13 protein-coding genes are annotated in these 18,517 nt (G+C 75.0%); 4 read left to right on the top strand and 9 right to left on the bottom strand.

The genetic code is table 11. The features are described from left to right. Positions 1-28: 28 nt before the first annotated feature. On the bottom strand, positions 29-1,495 hold the full coding sequence (locus ACZ4TR_RS27195; protein ID WP_465289582.1) for a serine/threonine protein kinase: 1,467 nt from the start codon (positions 1,493-1,495) through the stop codon (positions 29-31). 131 nt (positions 1,496-1,626) lie between these two features. On the opposite strand from ACZ4TR_RS27195, the gene eccD reads away from it, so the two are divergent. Together eccD and eccB are read left to right on the top strand one after the other, a co-directional pair. Next, entirely contained in the window at positions 1,627-2,973 is a 1,347-nt protein-coding gene (gene eccD, locus ACZ4TR_RS27190; protein ID WP_465289581.1) for a type VII secretion integral membrane protein EccD, read from the top strand. A 1-nt stretch (position 2,974) separates the two neighbouring features. Continuing rightward, the gene (gene eccB, locus ACZ4TR_RS27185; RefSeq protein WP_465289580.1) at positions 2,975-4,378 is read left to right on the top strand and encodes a type VII secretion protein EccB; all 1,404 of its coding nucleotides are present in this window, start codon (positions 2,975-2,977) and stop codon (positions 4,376-4,378) included. A 168-nt stretch (positions 4,379-4,546) separates the two neighbouring features. Here eccB and ACZ4TR_RS27180 read toward each other — a convergent pair whose 3' ends face one another. Genes ACZ4TR_RS27180 through eccCa form a run of 3 tightly spaced genes read right to left on the bottom strand, consistent with a single transcriptional unit; the run spans position 4,547 to position 10,131 of the window. Beyond that, positions 4,547-5,857, bottom strand: coding sequence for a hypothetical protein (locus tag ACZ4TR_RS27180; RefSeq protein ID WP_465289579.1), 1,311 nt, complete (start codon positions 5,855-5,857; stop codon positions 4,547-4,549). A 3-nt stretch (positions 5,858-5,860) separates the two neighbouring features. Next, entirely contained in the window at positions 5,861-6,157 is a 297-nt protein-coding gene (locus ACZ4TR_RS27175; protein ID WP_465289578.1) for a hypothetical protein, read from the bottom strand. Further along, positions 6,157-10,131 (bottom strand): type VII secretion protein EccCa, encoded by a 3,975-nt coding sequence (gene eccCa, locus ACZ4TR_RS27170; protein ID WP_465289577.1) that lies wholly within the window; start codon positions 10,129-10,131, stop codon positions 6,157-6,159. Before eccCa ends, ACZ4TR_RS27175 begins: the two co-directional genes overlap by 1 nt. 141 nt (positions 10,132-10,272) lie before the next feature. On the opposite strand from eccCa, the gene ACZ4TR_RS27165 reads away from it, so the two are divergent. Together ACZ4TR_RS27165 and ACZ4TR_RS27160 are read left to right on the top strand one after the other, a co-directional pair. After that, positions 10,273-10,605, top strand: coding sequence for a WXG100 family type VII secretion target (locus ACZ4TR_RS27165; protein WP_244180950.1), 333 nt, complete (start codon positions 10,273-10,275; stop codon positions 10,603-10,605). An 18-nt stretch (positions 10,606-10,623) separates the two neighbouring features. Then, positions 10,624-10,920, top strand: a complete 297-nt coding sequence (locus ACZ4TR_RS27160) for a WXG100 family type VII secretion target (protein WP_436388064.1) — start codon at positions 10,624-10,626, stop codon at positions 10,918-10,920. Positions 10,921-11,014: 94 nt separating this feature from the next. Here the strand turns inward: ACZ4TR_RS27160 and mycP are convergent, their stop codons facing one another. The 5 genes from mycP to ACZ4TR_RS27135 form a co-directional block, all read right to left on the bottom strand. Further along, entirely contained in the window at positions 11,015-12,325 is a 1,311-nt protein-coding gene (gene mycP, locus ACZ4TR_RS27155) for a type VII secretion-associated serine protease mycosin (RefSeq protein WP_465289576.1), read from the bottom strand. 119 nt (positions 12,326-12,444) lie between these two features. After that, positions 12,445-14,529 carry a transglutaminase TgpA family protein gene (locus tag ACZ4TR_RS27150; RefSeq protein ID WP_465289575.1) on the bottom strand — a complete coding sequence of 695 codons (2,085 nt, stop codon included), beginning with the start codon at positions 14,527-14,529 and terminating at the stop codon, positions 12,445-12,447. Beyond that, the gene (locus ACZ4TR_RS27145; protein ID WP_465289574.1) at positions 14,526-15,647 is read right to left on the bottom strand and encodes a DUF58 domain-containing protein; all 1,122 of its coding nucleotides are present in this window, start codon (positions 15,645-15,647) and stop codon (positions 14,526-14,528) included. The genes ACZ4TR_RS27150 and ACZ4TR_RS27145 overlap by 4 nt, the downstream gene beginning before the upstream one ends. Continuing rightward, on the bottom strand, positions 15,647-16,621 hold the full coding sequence (locus ACZ4TR_RS27140) for an AAA family ATPase (RefSeq protein ID WP_436388068.1): 975 nt from the start codon (positions 16,619-16,621) through the stop codon (positions 15,647-15,649). The genes ACZ4TR_RS27145 and ACZ4TR_RS27140 overlap by 1 nt, the downstream gene beginning before the upstream one ends. Further along, positions 16,618-18,483, bottom strand: a complete 1,866-nt coding sequence (locus ACZ4TR_RS27135; protein ID WP_465289573.1) for a fibronectin type III domain-containing protein — start codon at positions 18,481-18,483, stop codon at positions 16,618-16,620. The genes ACZ4TR_RS27140 and ACZ4TR_RS27135 overlap by 4 nt, the downstream gene beginning before the upstream one ends. Positions 18,484-18,517: the final 34 nt, after the last annotated feature.

The following is an 18,517-nucleotide window of genomic DNA, read 5'->3' as shown; positions in this document are numbered from 1 at the left end:
CGGGCTGGCCGCTTCCGGCCACGGGCGTTCAGCGGTTGCAGGTGGCGCCGCGAATGGCCTTCGGCAGGCTTTCGTAGACCCCGCGCGCGGTGGCGGCACGGACGAGGAAGCAGTAACGCCGCCCGGGCTCGACGGGAACGGTGAGGCTGAGCTGCCGCCCGGCGGGGAAAACCCGCGCCTGATCTCCTTCGGCGGCAACAACGATCGCGTAGTCCATGGGCGCCGAGCTCCGCCAGGTGAGTTCGACGCTGTCGCTGGAGTCCCGCGGCGGCAGCAGTTCGAGCGCGGTGGCCGGCGCGGCAACCGGCGAGGAGGGCGGAGGGGCGGCGGGTTGGGTTTCGGGGGGCTGCGCCATCTCGACGGACCCGTTGCCGAGCACGACGATCAGCCCACCGACAACGGCCGCAGTGGCGAGAGTGGCCCCGCTGGCGACGAGGATCTTGCGGCGGCTGGGGCCTTTTCCGGGTTTGCCGCCGCGGAAGTCGAACGAGGCCAGGGGAACGCGGGCGGGTGCGGGAAGCTGCGGCGCCCGCGGCGACGCGGCGGGGTTCGGGGGCAGCGCGGCGACGACGGGGCTCGGCGGCATGGTGTGCTCGGCGGGCACGCGCGGCACGGGTGGCGGTCCCGCCGGCTGGTCGGCAGCCGGCGCCGGCGGTGCGGAGACCACCCCGGACACCGGCGCGACCATCCCGTACCCGCCGCCCGGCATCGCGGCAAGCGCCGGTCCCGAAGCGAAGTCGTCGAAGCCCGGCGGTACCGAACCCACCGTCGCCAGCCTCCGGGCCACGTCCGCCGCGTCCGTCAGCCGATGGGCCGGGTCCGCCGCCAGCAACCGGCCGATCGTCGTGGACAGGGCCACCGGGACGTCCTCGCGGTGGATCGCCGGCACCGGCTCGCGCAGCACCCTCAGCACCCGCTCGCCCTGCCGCTCCCCCAGCTTGCCCGGATGCGGCGAACTGCCCGTCAGCGCGAAGTGCACCACCGCGCCCAAGCCGTACAGGTCGTTCGCCTCGTCGAGCACCTCCGTGCGCGCAGCCTCGGGCGCACGGAACTCGATGGCGTGCAGCGGATCGCGCGGGAACGTGTGGCGCAGCACCAGGCCACCGTCGGCCAGGACCGGCTCACCTGAGGCGCGGAACAGCACGTTGTGCGGGCTCACCCCGCCGTGGACGACGCCCGCCGTGTGCATCCCGGCCAGCGCCGTGGCCAGCGTCCGGCCCAGGACGACCGCGTCCGCCGCGGACAACGGGCCGCCGTGGGCGACCAGCCCGGCCAGCGACTGCGGGCACTGCTCGCGGCGCAGCACCTGGCTGCCGTCCAGCCGCGTCTCGACCGCGTCGATCGCCAGCACGGACGGGACGTGCCGCAGCGCGGCCTGCTCACGTTCGAACGCCGCCTTGGTGCGCTTGTCGAACTTCGACGGCAGCGGCCGGTAGGCGAAGGGCACCCGCGACGAACCCCCCGGGTACGTGTCTCCGGCCGTCGTTCCCGTCATGACCCCCGCCTGTCCGCAACCTGCCGCCACGCCCTTCGCGTGGTCCCGCCGATCCATAGTAGGTCCGCCCGCGCCAGTCCGCGGGTGCTCGCGGCAGCTACCTGCCGCGAGCCGAACCGAGGAAGGCCACCATGACCACGACCGGCCTGGTCCGCGTGACCGTCGCGACGCCGAACCGCCGCATCGACCTCGCGCTGCCCGAACGAGCGCCGCTCGCCGAGCTGCTGCCGGGCCTGCTCCGCCACGCCGGCGCGGCCGACGAGCCGCCCGGCGGGTGGCTGCTGCGCCGCGGCGACGGCGGCCGGCTCGACCCCGCCCGCACGGCCGCCGCGCAGCGCGTCGGCGACGGCGAGGTCCTGCACCTCGCGCCGGCCCACGTCGACTGGCCCGAGCTGGAGTACGACGACCTGGCCGACGTGATCGCCGACGGGTCGGCCCGTCTCGGCGGCACCTGGCAGGCCCGCCACACCCGGGCGGCGGGCCTGGCGGCCGGCTCGCTGGCGGCGCTGCTGGCGCTGGCCGTGCTCAGCACCGCGGGTCCGGCCTGGACTCCTCCGGCGGTCGGGGCGCTGCTCGCGGCGATCGCGCTGGTGGCGGGCGGGACAGCCCTCGCCCGGGCGTTCGGGGACAGCGGGGCCGGCACGGTGCTGGCGGTGACGGCGTGGCCGTTCGCCTTCGTGGGTGGCGCCCTCCTGCTGGCGGCCGACAAACCGCTGGGCGCGCCCCAGCTGCTCGCCGGGTGCGCGGCGGTGCTGGTCGTCGCCGTCGCCGGGCTGGTGGGCGTGGCCGACCGGGCAGCCGTCTTCACGGCCGCGGCGGTCGCCGGGCTGGCCGGGACGCTCGGGGCGTGGCTGGCCACGGCCCGTGTCGTGCCCGGGCCGCAGGCCGCGGCGATCGTCGCGGCCGCGGCCCTGGTCGGTTCGCCGGCGTTGCCCGCGCTGGCCGTCCGGCTGGGCAGGCTGCCGCTGCCGGTGCTCCCGCGCGGCACGGCCGACCTGCTGCGCGACACCCCGCACCCGGCGCGGCGCGCGGTCTACGCGTCCGTCGTGCGCGCCGACGGCCTCCTCACCGGACTGCTCTGGGCGATCGCCGTGGCCGCCGTGCCGGCGCAGGTGTGGTGGGCCGGCCACGGCGGCACGGCGGGCCTGGTCTTCACGGCGGTCCTGACCGCCGGGTTCCTGCTGCGGGCGCGGCTGCACCCGATCGTGCGGCACCGCCTGCCGCTGCTGCTGGCCGGTGCGACGGGCTTGGCCGGCCTCGCCTTGCTCGGCGGCGGGCCCCCGTGGACGATCACCGCGGTGTGCGCGGCCGCCGCGGTCGCCGCGGTGCCCGCCGGCCTGCGCTACGCGGCGAGGACGCCGACGCCCTACCTAGCGCGGTGGGGCGAGGTCGTCGAAGTGCTCGTCGTCGTGGCCGTGGTCCCGCTGCTGTGCTGGGTGCTCGGCCTCTACGCCGTGCTGCGCGGGCTGGCGGGCTGACGTGGCTTCCCCTCGCGACCAGCTGCACGCGCACCAGTTCCTCGTCCAGCGCACGGTTTCCGCGCTGACCGCCCGCGAAACCGACCCGGAGCGGCCGCGGTTCCGGCGGCCGGCGACCGCGGCGTTCGCCGGGATCGGGCTGTCCCTGATCCTGCTCGCCGGGTTCGGCGTCTTCGGGCTCCTCGTCCCGGGCGGCAACACGTCCTGGCGGGCCGGCGACGCCGTCATCGTCGAAAAGGAGACCGGGACGCGGTTCGTCTACATCGCCGGCCGCCTGCACCCGGCGGCGAACTACACGTCGGCGGTGCTCGCCGCGGGTAGTGCGAAGACCCTTCAGGTGTCGCGGAACTCTCTCGACGGCGTCCCACGCGGACCGGTGATCGGCATCGCCGGCGCGCCCGACGCCCTCCCGGCGGCCGATCACCTGCTCGGGCCGGAGTGGTCGCTGTGCTCGCGGCCCGAGACCGGCACCGACGGCAGCGCGGTGAGCCGTTCGGTGCTGCTCGCCGGACGCATGCCGCCGGGCGGAACGCCGCTGGGCGACCGTGCGCTCCTGGCCGAGTCCGCGGACACCGGCGAGCGATACGTGGTGGCAGGTGGCTTTCGGCACCGGATCGCGGCGGCTGACGCGGTGACGGTCGGGCTGGCGTTGCGCTCGGCGTCCCCGGTTCGGCTGAGCCCGGCGGCCGGCGACCTGCTGCCGGCCGGAGCGGCGATCGCGCCGATCCCCGTGCCGGACGCGGGGAAGCCGTCGACGGCGGTGCTCCGACGGCCGGAACTGCGCGCGGGTCAGCTGCTGGCCGTCCGGACGAGCGGCGCGACGGAGTACTACCTGGCGGAAGCAGAGCGCCTGCGCCCGATCACGCCGGTGCAGTACGACATCCAGCGCGCCTACCCGCCGACCGCGGCCGCTTATCCGGACGCCCAGCCGGACGCCGTTTCGCTGAGTCCGCTCGACCTGGCGGAGGCCCGCCAGGCCCCGGCGCCACCACGGCAGCCGGGCGACGTTCCGGCGCAGCTGCCCGGGTTCGCCTCGGGCGCCGCGGTGTGCCTGGGTTTCACCCCGGACGCGGAAGCGCCTTCGGTCCTGGTCGACCCCGCACTCGACCCACCGGACCCGATGACCGCGACGGCCGGCCGGACCGCGGCGGGCGCGGTCCTGGCCGACCGCGTAGTGGTGCCTCCGGGCACGGCGGCGCTGGTGGAGGCGATGCCGAGCCGGACGGCGCCGGCGGGGACGCTGGCGTTGGTGACGGACGCGGGGCGGGCGTACCCGGTGGCGAGCCGGCGGACCCTGGAGGTGCTGGGGTACGGCGCGGTGACCCCGGTGCGGATCCCGGCGGCGTTGCTCGCCCGGGTGCCACAGGGGCCGGGCCTGGTGGAAAGCACCGCGCTCGGCCGCTGACCGGCTCCCCTTCGGTACCACCCCGGCGAGGCGGCCAGCGTCGCGAAGGACTCCTTCTCGACGCTCGGCCAACCCTCGAATCGGCGCTGTCCCGGGAACACGCCACTTCAGCATCGTCTCCACGGCAAAAGGCCCGCCCCCGACTACGAGGGCGGGCCTTTTCCCGGCTCAGGCGCGGTCGGAGCGCAGCACGGACGGCGGCGGTGCGACCTCCCACAGCTCGTCGTCGGGGCGGGGCCCGCCGGGTGACCAGCGGGGTTCCTCCGCCGGAACCGCGCGATGGTCGCCGCGGGTTCGGCCGCCGAGTCGCTCGGGTACTCCCGGTGGCTGCCGCCGGGCCGGGCCGCGACCGGTGAACGGGTGCTCCGCGCGGCCCGGTCCCGGGCGCTGGCCCGATCCCGCGAGTGCACCCGACATCGGGGGCATCATGCCCGGGAAGCCACCCGAGGCCGGACGCGCGGACGCCGCCTGGGCCGGCCCGGAGGCAGTCGGTTCGACGGGGGCAGCCGCCGTTGCCGGGGTGACCGCCGTTGCCCGGGGCGCTGCCACCTGCGGGATCGCTGCCGCACCCGGCAGGCGGACGGAGCCGGCCAGTCCGGCGAGGCCGCCCAGCGCCGTGCCCGGCACCGCGGACGCGGTCGCCGCCGACGGCAGTGTCGGCGCGACCGGAGTCACCGAGGGTGGCACCGGCGGGGCGACGCTCTCCAGCCCCGCCAACGTAGGTGCGACCGGGGACGGCAAGTCCGGCACCTGCGGCGCCTCGGGAGCCGCGACCGCGCCGGGATCGGCACCACCGGACGCCTGCGGCCCGGCACCACCGGCCGCGCCACCTCCGGCAGCATCCGCACTGCCGGAAGCACCCCCAGTGTCAGCCGAGGCAGCGCCCGCACCACCACCAGCAGCACCGCCACCATCCGCGCCACCGGAAGCACCACCAGCGTCAGCCGAAGCACGGCTCGAGGCGCTCTGGCTACCACCGCCCGCGCCGTTTTCGCCCGCCGCCGCGCGCAGCCGCTGGGCCGCCGCGACGTACAGCCGGCCCAGCTCGTCCATCTTCGCGCCGGCCGCTTCCTGCAGCTGCTTCACCTGCGAGTCCGTCGGCGCACCGCTCGCCTGCGCGGCCGCGGCCTGGATCCGCCGCGCCTGCTCGAGACACTGCGCGACGTACTGCGCCACCATCGGTACCGCTCGGGCGGCCGCGTCGAGCGCCGTCCACGGGGCCGCTGCGGCGATCCGCTGCGCGTGCGTGCGCAACGACGTCGTGCCGTCGGTGGTCCGGCGGACGAAGCTCTTGCCGGCGTCGTCCTGCCACGCGCCGGAGATCCGGTTCGCGTGCTCGGTCAGCTGCCCTTCCGCGGTCTCCAGGGCGGTCCGCGCGGCCTGCCACTTGCGGCCGATCTCGCCGAACGCGCCGATGTTGCCCTGCTCCGCCTGTACCATCGCGAGCTGCTGCTCCAGCGGCAGCGATCCGTACCCCATGGCTCAGTCCCCCAGTCCGGTGCCGGCCGAGGCCAGGGCTCGGGCCCCGGCCGCGTTGCCCGCGAGGTAGTCCTGTGCCGAGCCGCGGGCGATGTGCGCCAGCGCGACGAACTCGTCGTGCGCGCGCCGGACGTACGAGGCGAGCGCGGTCGCGGATGTCGTGTCCGCGGCTGCCAGGTCGGCCGTTTCGCGCAGGCCGCCGCCGGCGATGCCCGGGCGCGCGGCCGCGACGGCCGGGTCGGGCGGTTGCGGGGCGAACTGTTCCAGGCCGTCGGTCAGGCCGTGAATATCTTCTCCCATCAGGATTTCCCTTCGTCCACTGTGGTCATTTCACCGGGTGGCAGCCAGGCCAGCTGCAGAAGCTTGGGCGCCTCGCGGCGGCCGATCAGCCGGCCGCGCCCGGCCGGCAGCGGCTCGGCCTTGACTCCGCCGAGCAGCGGTCCTTCTTCCTTGTCGCCGGACAGCAGCAACCCGGGCGTGCCGACGTCGCGCAGCCGCGTGAGGAACGGCTCGAACAGCGCGCGCCCGGCCCCGCCGGTCCGCCGCGTCACGATGACGTGCAGGCCGATGTCGCGGCCCTGGGCCAGGTGGTCCAGCAGCGGCAGGAACGGGTTCGCCGCGGGGTTCACGACGAGGTCGTAGTCGTCGGCCAGCACGAACAGCTCCGGCCCGCGCCACCACGACCGCGTCCGCAGCTGGGCGGGGGTGACGTCGGGGCCGGGCAGCCGTTCGGCGACACCGCGGGCGGCCTCGGCCAGGAGGTTCGCCGTCGACGCCGGGTCGGTGCCGTAGCCGAGCAGGTGCGGCTCGGACAGATCCCCGAGCAGTCCGCGCCGGTGGTCGACGACGATGAGCCGCGCCTGCTCCGGCCGGTACGCCCGGGCGATGCGATGGGCCAGCAGACGCAGGAACGCCGTCTTCCCGGACTCGCCGTCGCCGAGCACCAGCAGGTGCGGGTCGGCGGCGAAGTCCAGCCGCACCGGCCCCAGGTCCTGCTCCGCGATCCCGACCGCGAGCCGGTGCGTGGCCGGGTCGTCCACCACGGACAGTTCCGCGTACGGCAGCACGCCCGGCAGCAGCCGCACGCTCGGCGCGGGCTTCCCCGGCCAGGCCCCCGCGACGGCTTCGACGAGTGCCGCGGACCCGGCCGGCAGGTCGTCGGCGGTGGCCCGCCCGTCGATCCGGGGCAGCGCGGTCAGCATCTGGTGGCGACCGGTCGTGACGCCGCGACCGGGCGCGTTCTCCGGGACGAGCAGCTGGCTGGCCCGGTCGACCATGGTATCGACCGGATCGCCGAGCCGCAGCTCCAGCCGTCCGCCGAACAGGTCGCGCACGGCCGGGCGCAGGTCGAACGACCGCGAGCAGGCCACCAGCAGGTGCACGCCGTAGGCGAGCCCGCGCGCGGCGATCCCCGCGACGACTTCCTCGAGGTCTTCGAAGTCCTTGCGCAGCGTCAGCCAGCCGTCCACCACGAGGAAGACGTCGCCGTACGGATCTTCGGCGAACTCGCCGGCGGCACGGCGGCGCCGGTACTCCGGCATGCCGTCGAGCTCCAGCTCGGCGAACCGGCGTTCACGGGCCGCGAGCACGCCGGCCACCTCGGCGACCGTGCGCCGGACCGCGCCGGCGTTCTGCCGCGCGGCGACGCTCCCGACGTGGGGCAGGCCCCGCAGCGTGGCGAGCGTGCCACCGCCGAAGTCGAGGCAGTAGAACTGCGTCTCGCGCGGCGTGTGCGTCAGCGCCAGGCTCGTGATGATCGCCCGCAGCGCGACGCTCTTGCCCGACCGCGGCGCGCCGACGACCACGGCGTGCCCGGCCGCGCCGGAGAAGTCCAGCTCCAGGGGGTCGCGGCGCTGGTCGAGCGGCCGGTCGACGATCCCGGCGACGGCGCGCAGCTTCCCCTGCCGCCCGGACCCGCCGGCGGCGAGGCCGCGCACCGGATCCACGACCGGTACCCCGAGCAGGCCATCCAGTGTGGACGACTCGCGTAGCGGCGGGAGCCAGACCTGGTGCGCCGGCGTGCCTTTGCCGGTGAACCGGTCGACGAGGATGTCGAGCAGGCTCTCGCCGACGGCGTCGTCGAGGTCTTCCTCGGCTTCGGCCTCTTCGGCGACTTCCGGTGCGACGTAGGCGGTCGTGTACTCGCGCATCGCCGCCTGGTGCTCGCGGGGACCCGCGCCGGTGGTGCCCGGGCGGTGGACGCCGGAGACGTAGGCGGAACGGAACCGCGTCATGACCTCGGTGCCGAACTTGAGGAAGCCGTGGCCGGGCGCGCGCGGCAGCGTGAAAGCCGCGGTGACACCCAGCACCGCGCGGCTTTCCATGTCGGAAAACGTGCGCAAGCCGATCCGGTAGGACAGGTGGCCGTCGAGCCCGCGCAGCCTGCCTTCCTCCAGGCGCTGACTGGCCAGCAGCAGGTGCACGCCGAGCGACCGCCCGACCCGTCCGATTTGGACGAACATGTCGATGAAATCCGGCCGGGCCGAAAGCAGCTCGCTGAACTCGTCGCAGACCACCAGCAGCGTCGGCACCTCGGCCAGCGGTGCTCCGGCGAGCCGGGCTTTCTCGTAGTCGCGCAGGGACGCGAAGTTCCCGGCCGCGCGCAGCAGCTCCTGACGGCGGATCAGCTCGCCGTTGATCGCGTCGGCCATCCGGTCGACCAGCGGCAGCTCGTCGGCGAGGTTGGTGATCACCGCGCTGGTGTGCGGGAGCCCGTCGAGGCGGGTGAAGGTCGCGCCACCCTTGAAGTCGATGAGCGCGAAGTTGAGCTGGTTCGGCGGGTGCGTGATCGCCAGCGCGAGCACGAGGGTGCGAAGCAGCTCGCTCTTGCCGGACCCGGTGGCGCCGATCAACAGGCCGTGCGGGCCCATGCCGTCCTGCGCGGACTCCTTGAGGTCCAGCTCGACCGGCGTGCCGTCGGGGGTGATCCCGAACCGCACGCGAAGCCGGTCGCGGCTGGGCCGTGGCCGCCAGGTGTCGGCCGGGTCGAACGCGAAGGGGTCGCCGAGGTCGAGCAGGTCCTCCAGACCGAGTTCGCTGCTGAGCGGCTGCTCCCCCCGCGGCCCGCCGGGCAGCCGCAGCGGCGCCAGCGTCCGCGCGAGCGCTTCGGCGGCGCCGAGCGCCATTTCGTCGGCGCGGCCGAGCTCCTCGGTGCCACCGGCGGTGCGGGCCCCGAGCTTTCCGTCGGGACCGACGGAAAGCTCGGCCGTGCCGCGGTCGAGCGCGCGGGGCACCGGTGAGCTGAGGTCGAGCACGGTGACGCCCTCGACGCCACCGCCGGTCATCAGGTGGTCGGAGCCCAGGATGTCGCCGCCGTCGAGAACGACCAGCAGGTGCGGGGCCGGGGCGCGCCCGGCACCGTCGGGGTCGAACCGCGGCCGGCCGGCGAGCAGGTCGTCGAGCATCGCCTCGAGCCCGGTCGCGGCCGGGGCGACCAGCCGCAGCAGGCCGACGGCGTCGGTGCGCTCCGGGTGCAGCGCGTGCGGCAGCCACTTGACCCAGTCCCACTCCGGCAGCCGGTCGGGCGCGGCGCAGACGGCGATCCGGACGTCGTCGGGTGCGTGCAGGACAGCCAACTGGGCCAGCAGGGACCGGGTGAGCGCGGTGCGGCGCTCGCGGTCGCCGGTGACGTGGAAGCGAGCGAACCCGTTGATCGAGACGGCGAGCGGGAGCCCGCCGACCGTGGTGTACGCCGTGACGAACCGGCGCAGCGCGAGCGCGGAAAGCGGCTCCAGCCGTTCGAGGGGCAGGGTGTCCGGCGGGACGATCGGGGTGGCCAGGGCCTGCGGACCCAGGCCGATCCGGGCGACCAGGAAGTCGGGGTCGGCGGCCCGTCGTTCCCACAGCCGCGGTCCGGCGGCCAGCGACCACAGCGTCGCCGGCTCGGGGTGCAGGTGGGCCAGCGCCGCGCGTTGCCGATCGATGGTGCGGATCACGCGCATCCGGTGCTGGGCCAAACCGCGCAGGTACAGCCGCCGGGCGTGAGCCATCTCGCGCTTGCTGACCCCGCCGCCGTTGAGGAAGGCCGCGCAGAGCATGCCGAGGATCGCGACGCCGAACAGGCCGAGCACGACGTAGCGCAGCGCGCTCGCCGTCCCGCCGAAGCCGAGCAGCGTACCGCCCATGATCGCCACCATCGGCAGGACCATCAGGGCCTGGGTCCACGTCCGCCCCGACGGCAGCGGGATCTCCGGTGGTGCCTCCAGCACCACCTCGCCGGACGGCATCGCCGGCCCGGCCGTCCGATCGCCGCGGTGCACCAAAGTTGTCGCCACCCGGCCATCGTCGGGCCTCGCGCGGCGGTGTGGGGCGGTGTGGCAGGAACGTGCCGTGACCGGGCCACGCGGGCCGCGCAGCACCTAGCGTCGACCCGGAAACGGTTACTCCGGTGAGAAAAGGAGCCGCGCGTGGCGAGCATGCAGGATCAGCTACACGGCGAAATGGACGTCCTCCAGCAATCGGCGAAGACCGCCGGTTCGGTGGCGGACAGCATCAACGGGCACCGGGCTTCGCTGCTGCCGGTGGTCGGCGCGATGCACGGGCAGTGGGTCGGGACGTCCTACGAAGCGTTCGTGCGCGCGCACGAGCAATGGGATCAGGGCATCACCCGGCTGACCGCGGCATTGGGCAACCTCGGTGAGAACACGCAGTTCTCGGCCAACACCTACCTCAGCGCCGAAGACGCGGCGCGCGCCGGCATCGAATCCGCCCAGGGGCACAGCCCCTTCGGCGGCGCGCTGCGGGCCTGACTCGGAAAGGGGATTCTCGTGCTGATCAAGGGAAACTTCAGCGAGCTGCACCGGCTCACCGATCAGATCCGCAGCACCATCGGGCGGGTCGACCAGGAGATGAGCACCTGGCAGACGATGTCCGGCCAGACCGCCGAGGGCTGGCAGGACCAGGCGGGCGGGCAGTTCTCCGAGGTGAGTGCCGCCTGGCAGCAGGTTTCGCAGGCGCAGCAGCAGATGCTGGAGGCGCTGCGCGGCGGCGTCGACAACACCAACACCGAGCTGCAGCAGGCGCTGGCCTCGGCGAAAGCGCGGGTCGGGAGCACGTCGATCTGAGGCTGATGACGAGGGGCGGTCCCGAGGTTGGGGACCGCCCCTTTTACCAATCCGACCAAAAGCAGGCCGCCCCTCACCCGGCACGTAACCGTTGCTACGAAGCCATTCGGCCGTGACTGTGGTCGGATTGGTAACGATCGGCACAGTGCCCGCCGGGCAGCAGGAACGGCTCTGCGGCGACCGGTTCGCGGTCGGGACGCGGCGGCAGCGGCCGGGTCCGGGCCGGTGTCCACCGCCGACGTTTCCCCCGGCGAAGGACAACGATCAGGGCGGTGCCCAGCACAGTTGCGGCCAGCGCGACGGCGACTCCGGCCCGCGCCGCGATGCCCTGCCGCGCCCACCACGCCGCGGCGCTTTCGGCTTCGTGGTCGCGCGTGGTGGGCACCACGGACGGCAGCGGGGCCGCCGGGCGGGTGGTCAGCCCTTCGGTCACCGCACGGTAGGGGTCGACCAGGCCGGCGCCGTACTCGAGGCTGCCCGCGCCGCCGGGCATCGGGGTCGCCGTCGCGATCAGCCGGCCGGCGACCTCGGCGGCGCTGAGGTCCGGCGCGGCCGCGCGGACGAGCGCGGCGGTGGCGGCGACGAAGGGGGCGGCGAAACTGGTGCCGTCGAAGTAGTCGTGGCCGCCCGCGCGGGTCGTGCTCAGCACGCCGGCGCCGGGCGCCACTATGTCCACATAGGATCCGGCCTGCGAGCCCTGCGCCCGGTGGCCGCCGATGTCGATCGAGCCGACACCGAGGACGCCGTCGTACATCGCGGGGTAGGACGGGCCGGAGCTGCGGTTCCCGACGGCCGCGACGACGAGGACGTCGTTCTGCTGGGCGTGCCGGATCGCGTCGTGCACCATGGGGTCGTCGGCGTACCCGGAGAGGGAGAGGTTGAGCACCTTCGCCCCGGAATCCGCGGCGTACCAGATGCCCCGGGCGAGCACGACGGGGTCGATCGGGGTCGGGCGGCCGTCGTCGGCGAGGTCGCGGTCGGTGATCCGCACGGGCAGCACGGTGGCTCCGGGGGCGAGCCCTTGGAAGCCGACACCAGCCTGGGGCGCGGCGGCGATGATCCCGGCGACGGCCGTGCCGTGGGAGGCGCAGTCGAAGTTGCCGGGGAGATCACCGGTGAGGAAGAAGTCCTTGCCGGGAAGGACTTTCCCGGCAAGCTGCGGATGGCCGGCGTCGACCCCGGAGTCGACGACGGCGACGGTGACCCCGGCTCCCGTGCTGTGGGTCCACACGCGACGGGGGTCGAGGGTGCGCTGAGCCCAAGGGAGTTCGGCGACGACGGGGTGCGCGCCTTCGGCGGTGGAACAGGCCCCGGCGGGCGGTGCGGCGAGCGCGGGCGGCGCGACGGTGACGGTGACGAGCACCGCGGCGGCGACGGCGGCCAACGCGGGCAGGGTTCGGCTCATCAGGTCATGGTCGCGGGGGTGCCCGACAGCCGGGGCGCGCTGGCCGGAACCGGCCAGGCGGGCACCATCGCACTCCGGCGCGCCGCGCACCGAACCGGTGCGCGGCCGCCCGGCCTCCGCTAACCGCGGGAGGGCCGCAACGAACGCGGGTCGAACCAAGCCAGCACCCGCCGGCCCGGCCTGGCCCTCGCCAGGCCGCGCCGCAGCTTCCGGACGGCCGACCACGCCCGATCGCGTTCACCGCCCGCCGCGGAAGGGGCCCACATCGCCGCGTCCAGGGCGTCGGCCAGTTCCGACAACCCCTCCCGCACTTCCGGCGGTGCCGAATGCCCGACCGCGGAAAGCGCGTCCCGCACCGTCATCCCGGCCGTCACCACCACGCCGTGCGCGCGCAGCCGATCTCGCGCTTCCGCCCACGCGCCCGCCACCGACTCGTACCCTGGCCGACGCCGCCGTCGCCACCCGCGAACCAGCCCCACCACCGGCACTCCCGCCAGCCACAGCACCAGCAGCACCGCCACCGGCACCGCGAACACCGGCCACGGCACCGATAAACCGACGTCCGGGTCCGAGGTGCCGCCGGGTCCGGTGGCCGGCAGGCGGGGCGGGGCCACCTGGTCCGGTGGGGGCAGCGCCGCCCGGGCGCGCGCCGTCGTGTCGCCGAGGCCGCCTGACGGCGCCGCGGCCCCGGTCGGGTCCAGGGGCACCCAGCCGACACCGTCGACCGCGACTTCCGGCCACGCCAGCACGTCCGCGTTGCGCACCACCACGTCCCGGCCCGCGCCCGCCGGCGACCGGAAGCCGACCGCGACGCGGGCCGGTATGCCGAGGAGCTTCGCCACCGCCACGTACGCCGCCGCGAACTGCTCGCTCGTCCCGACGCGCGTCTCCAGCAGGAACCGCTTCAGCTGCGGCCAGCCGCTGCCGGTCGGCAACCGCTCCCCCGCGCGCACCACGCGGTAGTGGTCGCTGAAGTACTTCTCCAGCAGCAACGCCGTCTGGAACGACGGCCGCAGGTCGCGGACGGCGGCCCGCGCCAGCGCCGTGACCTCCGGTGGGACCGCGCCGACGTCACCGACGTCCCGGGCCGCGGCCGGGTCGACCCCGCGTCCCAGCAGCCCGGACTGGCCGCCCGGTTCCCACCACCGCAACCGGTACGCGGCGCCGTCGGCCGGGCCCGGCAGCCGCAGCTGGCCGGACGCGGCGTCGACGAACGGTGCCACTCCGTCCACTCCGGACACCAGCGGCTGGCTCGGCAGCCACGGGCCGAGCGACCCGAACACCGTGACGTCGGCGGTCCGCAGGTCCGACGGTGGCGCCGCCGGCGCGGGCAGCGGTGCGCCGAGCCGCCGCGGTTCACCGCCCGGTGACCACGTGACGCCGTTGAAGCGGTCGAGGACGGCCAAGCGCCACCGGTCGACCGCCGTGACGCTCGAGTACCGGAACACCGGCACCTCGGGGTGCAGCAGCCGTCCCGCGATCTCGGTCAGCGGGTTGGCCACGCGGCCTGGCGGCAGCGGCGCGGGCTGGTTCTCCTGCAACGAAAACGCCGGCGTCCCGGCCGGGTTCGCGACGCTGCCGGCGACGACTCCGGCGCAGCCAAGCGCGACCACGGGCACCGCGGCGAGCAGCAGGGTCCCCACGCGCGGCAGTGGCGACGGCGTCGCCGGCCGGTCGGGCCCGGTCAGCACCAGCAGCAGCGCCACCAGTGCGACGTATGCGGCCCCGACCACCAGCGCGGTCACCCCGGTCAGGGCGCCGTATGCCTGGCTGAGCACCAGAACCGGGAGTGAAGGCAGCAACGCGAGCAGCGGCCGTCGCCCGAGCAGCTCGACGGCCAGGACCGACGCGGCCAGCACGAGCAGCGGCACGAACAGCACCAGCGCCGGGTCCGCCGGCGCGGGCCACGTCGTCTGCAGGGTGAGCCGCCAGGAGTCGGTGACCCCGGCGGTGAGGACACGCAGCACCTCCTCGGGTGAAGCGGTTCCGCCCACCACGATCTCGACCACGGCGGTCAGTCCGAGCACGACCGCGAGGACCGGACGCCAGGGCAGCAGTACCGGCCGCCGGGCGCACAGCTCCGCGACGCCGAAGCACACGACCCCGGCCGCGAGCACCGGCAAGCACAGCACCCAGAACCCGAACACCGGCGCGAACAACAGGCCGGGCAGCACGGTCAAGAGCAGGACCACGGCCCGCGTCACGACGCCACCACCTCGGTCCACCGCCGCAACGCGGTGACAGCGTCCGGCGCGAGCAGCACGCGGATCGCGCCCGCGGGCGGCGCCGACGCCCCCAGGACCACGGCGACCGTGCTCGCGTAGCGCAGTCGCACCGCCGCCACGGGCACCAGGTCCGGCGCGCCGGTGGCCACGACGGTCAGGATGCCGCCGCGCTCGCGGCTCTCCGGCAGCAGAGGCGCGTCCGGCGGGGCGCCCGCGGTCAGCACGCACAGCTCGTCCAGCAGGCGCCGCACCGCCTGCGGGCCGGACGGCGTCGCGACGTCGACGCCGCCCGAGGTCACCAGCCGGCAGCGCTGCCCGGCCGCGGCCGCCGCCGCCAGCAGCGAGGCGGCGACGTCGACGGCTTCCTCGAACAGCGGACCCGGCGGGCACCGGGTGTCCAGCACGACGGTGAACCGCGGCTGCTCCGGGTCGACGAAGTCGCGCACCATCAGCCGCCCCGTCCGGGCCGTCGCTCGCCAGTGCAGGTGCCGGACCTCGTCGCCGGGCACGTACTCGCGGACATCGCGAAGGTCGTGCGAACCGTGCGGGGACAGCTCGGTGGTGACGCCCTCGTGATGGTGGCGCGGGTGCCCGCCGACCGGCAGCCGCACCGGCCGCACCTTCGGGTGCACCCACAACGTCGCGGTGTCGCCGGTGGTGAGCCGGGCCCGGCCGAGTCCGAGCGGGTCACGGCGTTCCAGTGTCAGCGGCCCGACCTGGTGCCGGCCGCGGACTTCGGTGGGCAGCTCGTAGTGCTGCACCGACTCCGTTCCCGGCGGCAGCGCACGGACGCGCACCTCGCGTGTCCCGGCTCCGACGCGGTCGCCCGCGGTGAACGGGCTCTGGCGCCGGCTCCCGGCGTTGCGGACCCGCAGCTGCGCGAACGCCGGCCGGCCGCGGCCGACGCGGTCCGGGTAGACATCCCGGGACACCGAGACGCGCACGCGGCGAGCGCCGGCGAGCAAGGCGCCGAGGACGGCCAGCAGCCCGGCCGCGCCGAGCGCGCGCGGCAGCGGCCAGCCTCCGGCCAGGCCGGTGGCGAGCAGGGCCACCGAGGTCACCGCCAGTCCGGTGCCCCGCGCGGTCGGGCGCGTCATCAGCCGACCGGGGTCCCGGCGGCCGGGGTGCGCATGGTCGGGGCCGGGGTCGCGGCCAGCACCTCGTCGAGGATGTCCGCGGGTTTGCGCTGGGCCAGCTCGGCATCGGAAGTCAGGATCAGCCGGTGGGCCAGCACCGGCTGCGCGACCTCCTTGACGTCGTCCGGGGTCACGTACCCGCGGCCGTGGGTGGCGGCGATCGCCTGCGCGGTCCGGATCAGCGCGATGCTGCCACGCGGGCTCGCGCCGTGCCGCAGCGCGACGTGCGTGCGCGTCGCGGCGGCGATGCGGGCGGCGTACTCGCAGACCGCGGTGTCGACGTGGATCGCCCGCACCTGCGCGATCGCGGCGCGCAGCGTCTCCAGGTCGACGACCGGCGACAGCTCGTCGGGCCCGATCCCGGCCCGGTCGCTCATGATCACCAGTACTTCGGTCGCCAGGTCGGGATAGCCGACGGTCAGGCGCATGAGGAATCGGTCGAGCTGGGCTTCGGGCAGCCGGTAGGTGCCCTCCATCTCGATCGGGTTCTGGGTGGCGACGACGACGAACGGCGCCGGCACCTCGTGTCGTTCCGAGTCGACGGTGACGGTGCGCTCGGACATCACCTCCAGCAGCGCCGACTGGGTCTTCGGCGTGCCCCGGTTGATCTCGTCGGCCACCACGACGTTGGCGAAGATGCCGCCGGGGTGGAAGCGGAACGCCTCTTCGCCCTGGTGGTAGATCTGGACGCCGGTGATGTCGCCGGGCAGCAGGTCCGGGGTGAACTGGATCCGGTGGTAGCTGCCGCCGATGCTGCGCGCCAGGCACCGGGCCAGCGTCGTCTTGCCGAGCCCGGGCACGTCCTCGACCAGCAGGTGGCCCTCGGCGAGCACCGCGGCGACGGCCAGCCGCACCACCTGCGGCTTCCCGCGCAGCACGGTCTGCACGTTCGCGGCGATCCGCTGGTACACCTCGGCCGGTGTCGGCACGCTCATCCCCCTGTCCACTTGAGACGGTTCGACGTGATCGTCGCGCCGTCGCTGGTCGTGGTGACCCAGACGGTGTGGCCGACGCCGAAGTAGTCGAACGCGCTGAACGACGCGCGCCCGCTCGAGTCGGTTTCCACCCCGTGACCTTCGTTGCTGTAGCCGGAATCCGTCGAGTGCGGATAAATGTCGAAGTGCGCGTTGGGCGCGAACCCGCTGAGCACCACGCGCATCTTGGCGCAGCCTTCGCGGTCCCACTCGGCGTCGCACTTCCCGCCGCGCGAGAGCGTCAGCTTCTCCGTGCCGACGGGCGTCACCGAACCCGACGACGCGCCGGGCCCGTCGCCGACCTCGTTGACCGCCTTCACGGTGAACGTGTACGCCTTCCGGTTCGCCAGGCCCTGCACGGTGGTCGAGCGTGCCGAAGCGATCATCGTCACCGAGCCGCTGCTGCCCCCGCTCCACGTGACCTTGTACGCGGTCACCGGTGAGCCGTTGGCCGCGGCCGCGCCCCAGCTGACCGTCGCGGATCCGTCGCCCGCCTTCGCGGAGACCTGGGTGGGCGCACTGGGCGGGCTCGCCGCGACCGTGGGCGGCGGCGCGGGCGGCGGTTTCGGCGTCGACTTCGGGGTCGGCGCGGGCTTCGGCCTTTCCGTGCGCACCACCGTCCGCTCCGGCTGTTGCGGCGGCGCCTGCGGCGGGCTGCCGACGACCGGGGTTTCCGGCGGCGGCGGGCTGGGCGGGGGGCTCGTCGCCGCCGGGCGGCCCGCGGCCGGGACGTCGGACACCCTGCCGTCGTGGTCGAGCACCAGGACGTGCCGGCCCTGGTCGCCTTCGACGTAGACGCGGGCGTCGCCGCCCTGCACCAGTTTCGGCGTGCCGGGCTCGGGCGGGATCGGCTTGGTGTCGCGGACCGCACCGGTGTGGTCGTAGGTCAGCAGCTTGTCGCCCGCCTTGTCGACCAGGGCGACGACGTCGCCGGTCGAGGCCGGGCCGTCGTAGTCGCCCGGCGGCAGCTGCGCGGAGATCGGCCGTTCCCGCTGTTTCGCCGGGTCGAACCCGGCCGGGTCCACCAGGTACAGGCGTTTGCTCTCCGGATCGAACAGCGCGATCCGGCCGCGCACGTCGGCCGCGGCCGGGCGGGTCGCGGCCGAGACCGGGACGTCCAGCGGTACCGCGGCGCCCTCGCCGTCGTCACCGACGGTGCGCAGCGTGCGGTCGTGGGTGTTGACGAAGACGGGTTTGCCGCCGACGACGGTCATGCCGCCGGTGTCGCCGGGCTGGGCCGAGGCCGGGCAGGAAACCGACGAGTCGTCCTTGCGCAGCCGGCACAGCTGCCCGGTGTCGGTGCGGTTGAGCCAAAGTGTGCCGTCGGCGGTCGCGACCGGGTCACCGAAGGGGCCCTCGACGTCGATCAGCTGGACCGCACCGCCGAGCCGCGCGATCTTGCCCGCGTTGCGGTAGGCGAGGTACGGGCCGCCGGCGGCTTCGATCGCGAGCCCGCGCTCGTCGTCGGGGGCCGGCTGCGGCGGCTGCGCGGCGAGGGTGGACTGGTCGAACATCGTGATGCCGCCGTCCTGTCCGACGACGTAGCCACTGGTGTCGCCCTGCAGCACCTGGCTGCCGGGCCGGCCGGGCACCTGGCCTGCGGAGTCGATCTGCGCGGTCGAGCCGTCGATGTGCAGCGCGGACTGCGTCTCCGAGTCGTAGAACCAGTGCCCGGCGGGTACGAAGTCCGATCCGGCCGACGGTGTCTTGCCCGACAGCGCGACGACGGCGCCACCGGCGCACAACGCCACGACGAGCACCAGCGGGATCCGGGAACGCAGCTTCTTGCCCCCCGGCATCCGCTCTTTGATCCCCAGCTTCACGTGACGGAGTGTACGACACCGGATACATTCCCGG

The sequence above is a fragment of the Amycolatopsis sp. NPDC028719 genome (assembly GCF_055565395.1).
Note: the sequence above shows the minus strand (reverse complement) of the source record. Positions and strands in the feature narration are given on the sequence as shown.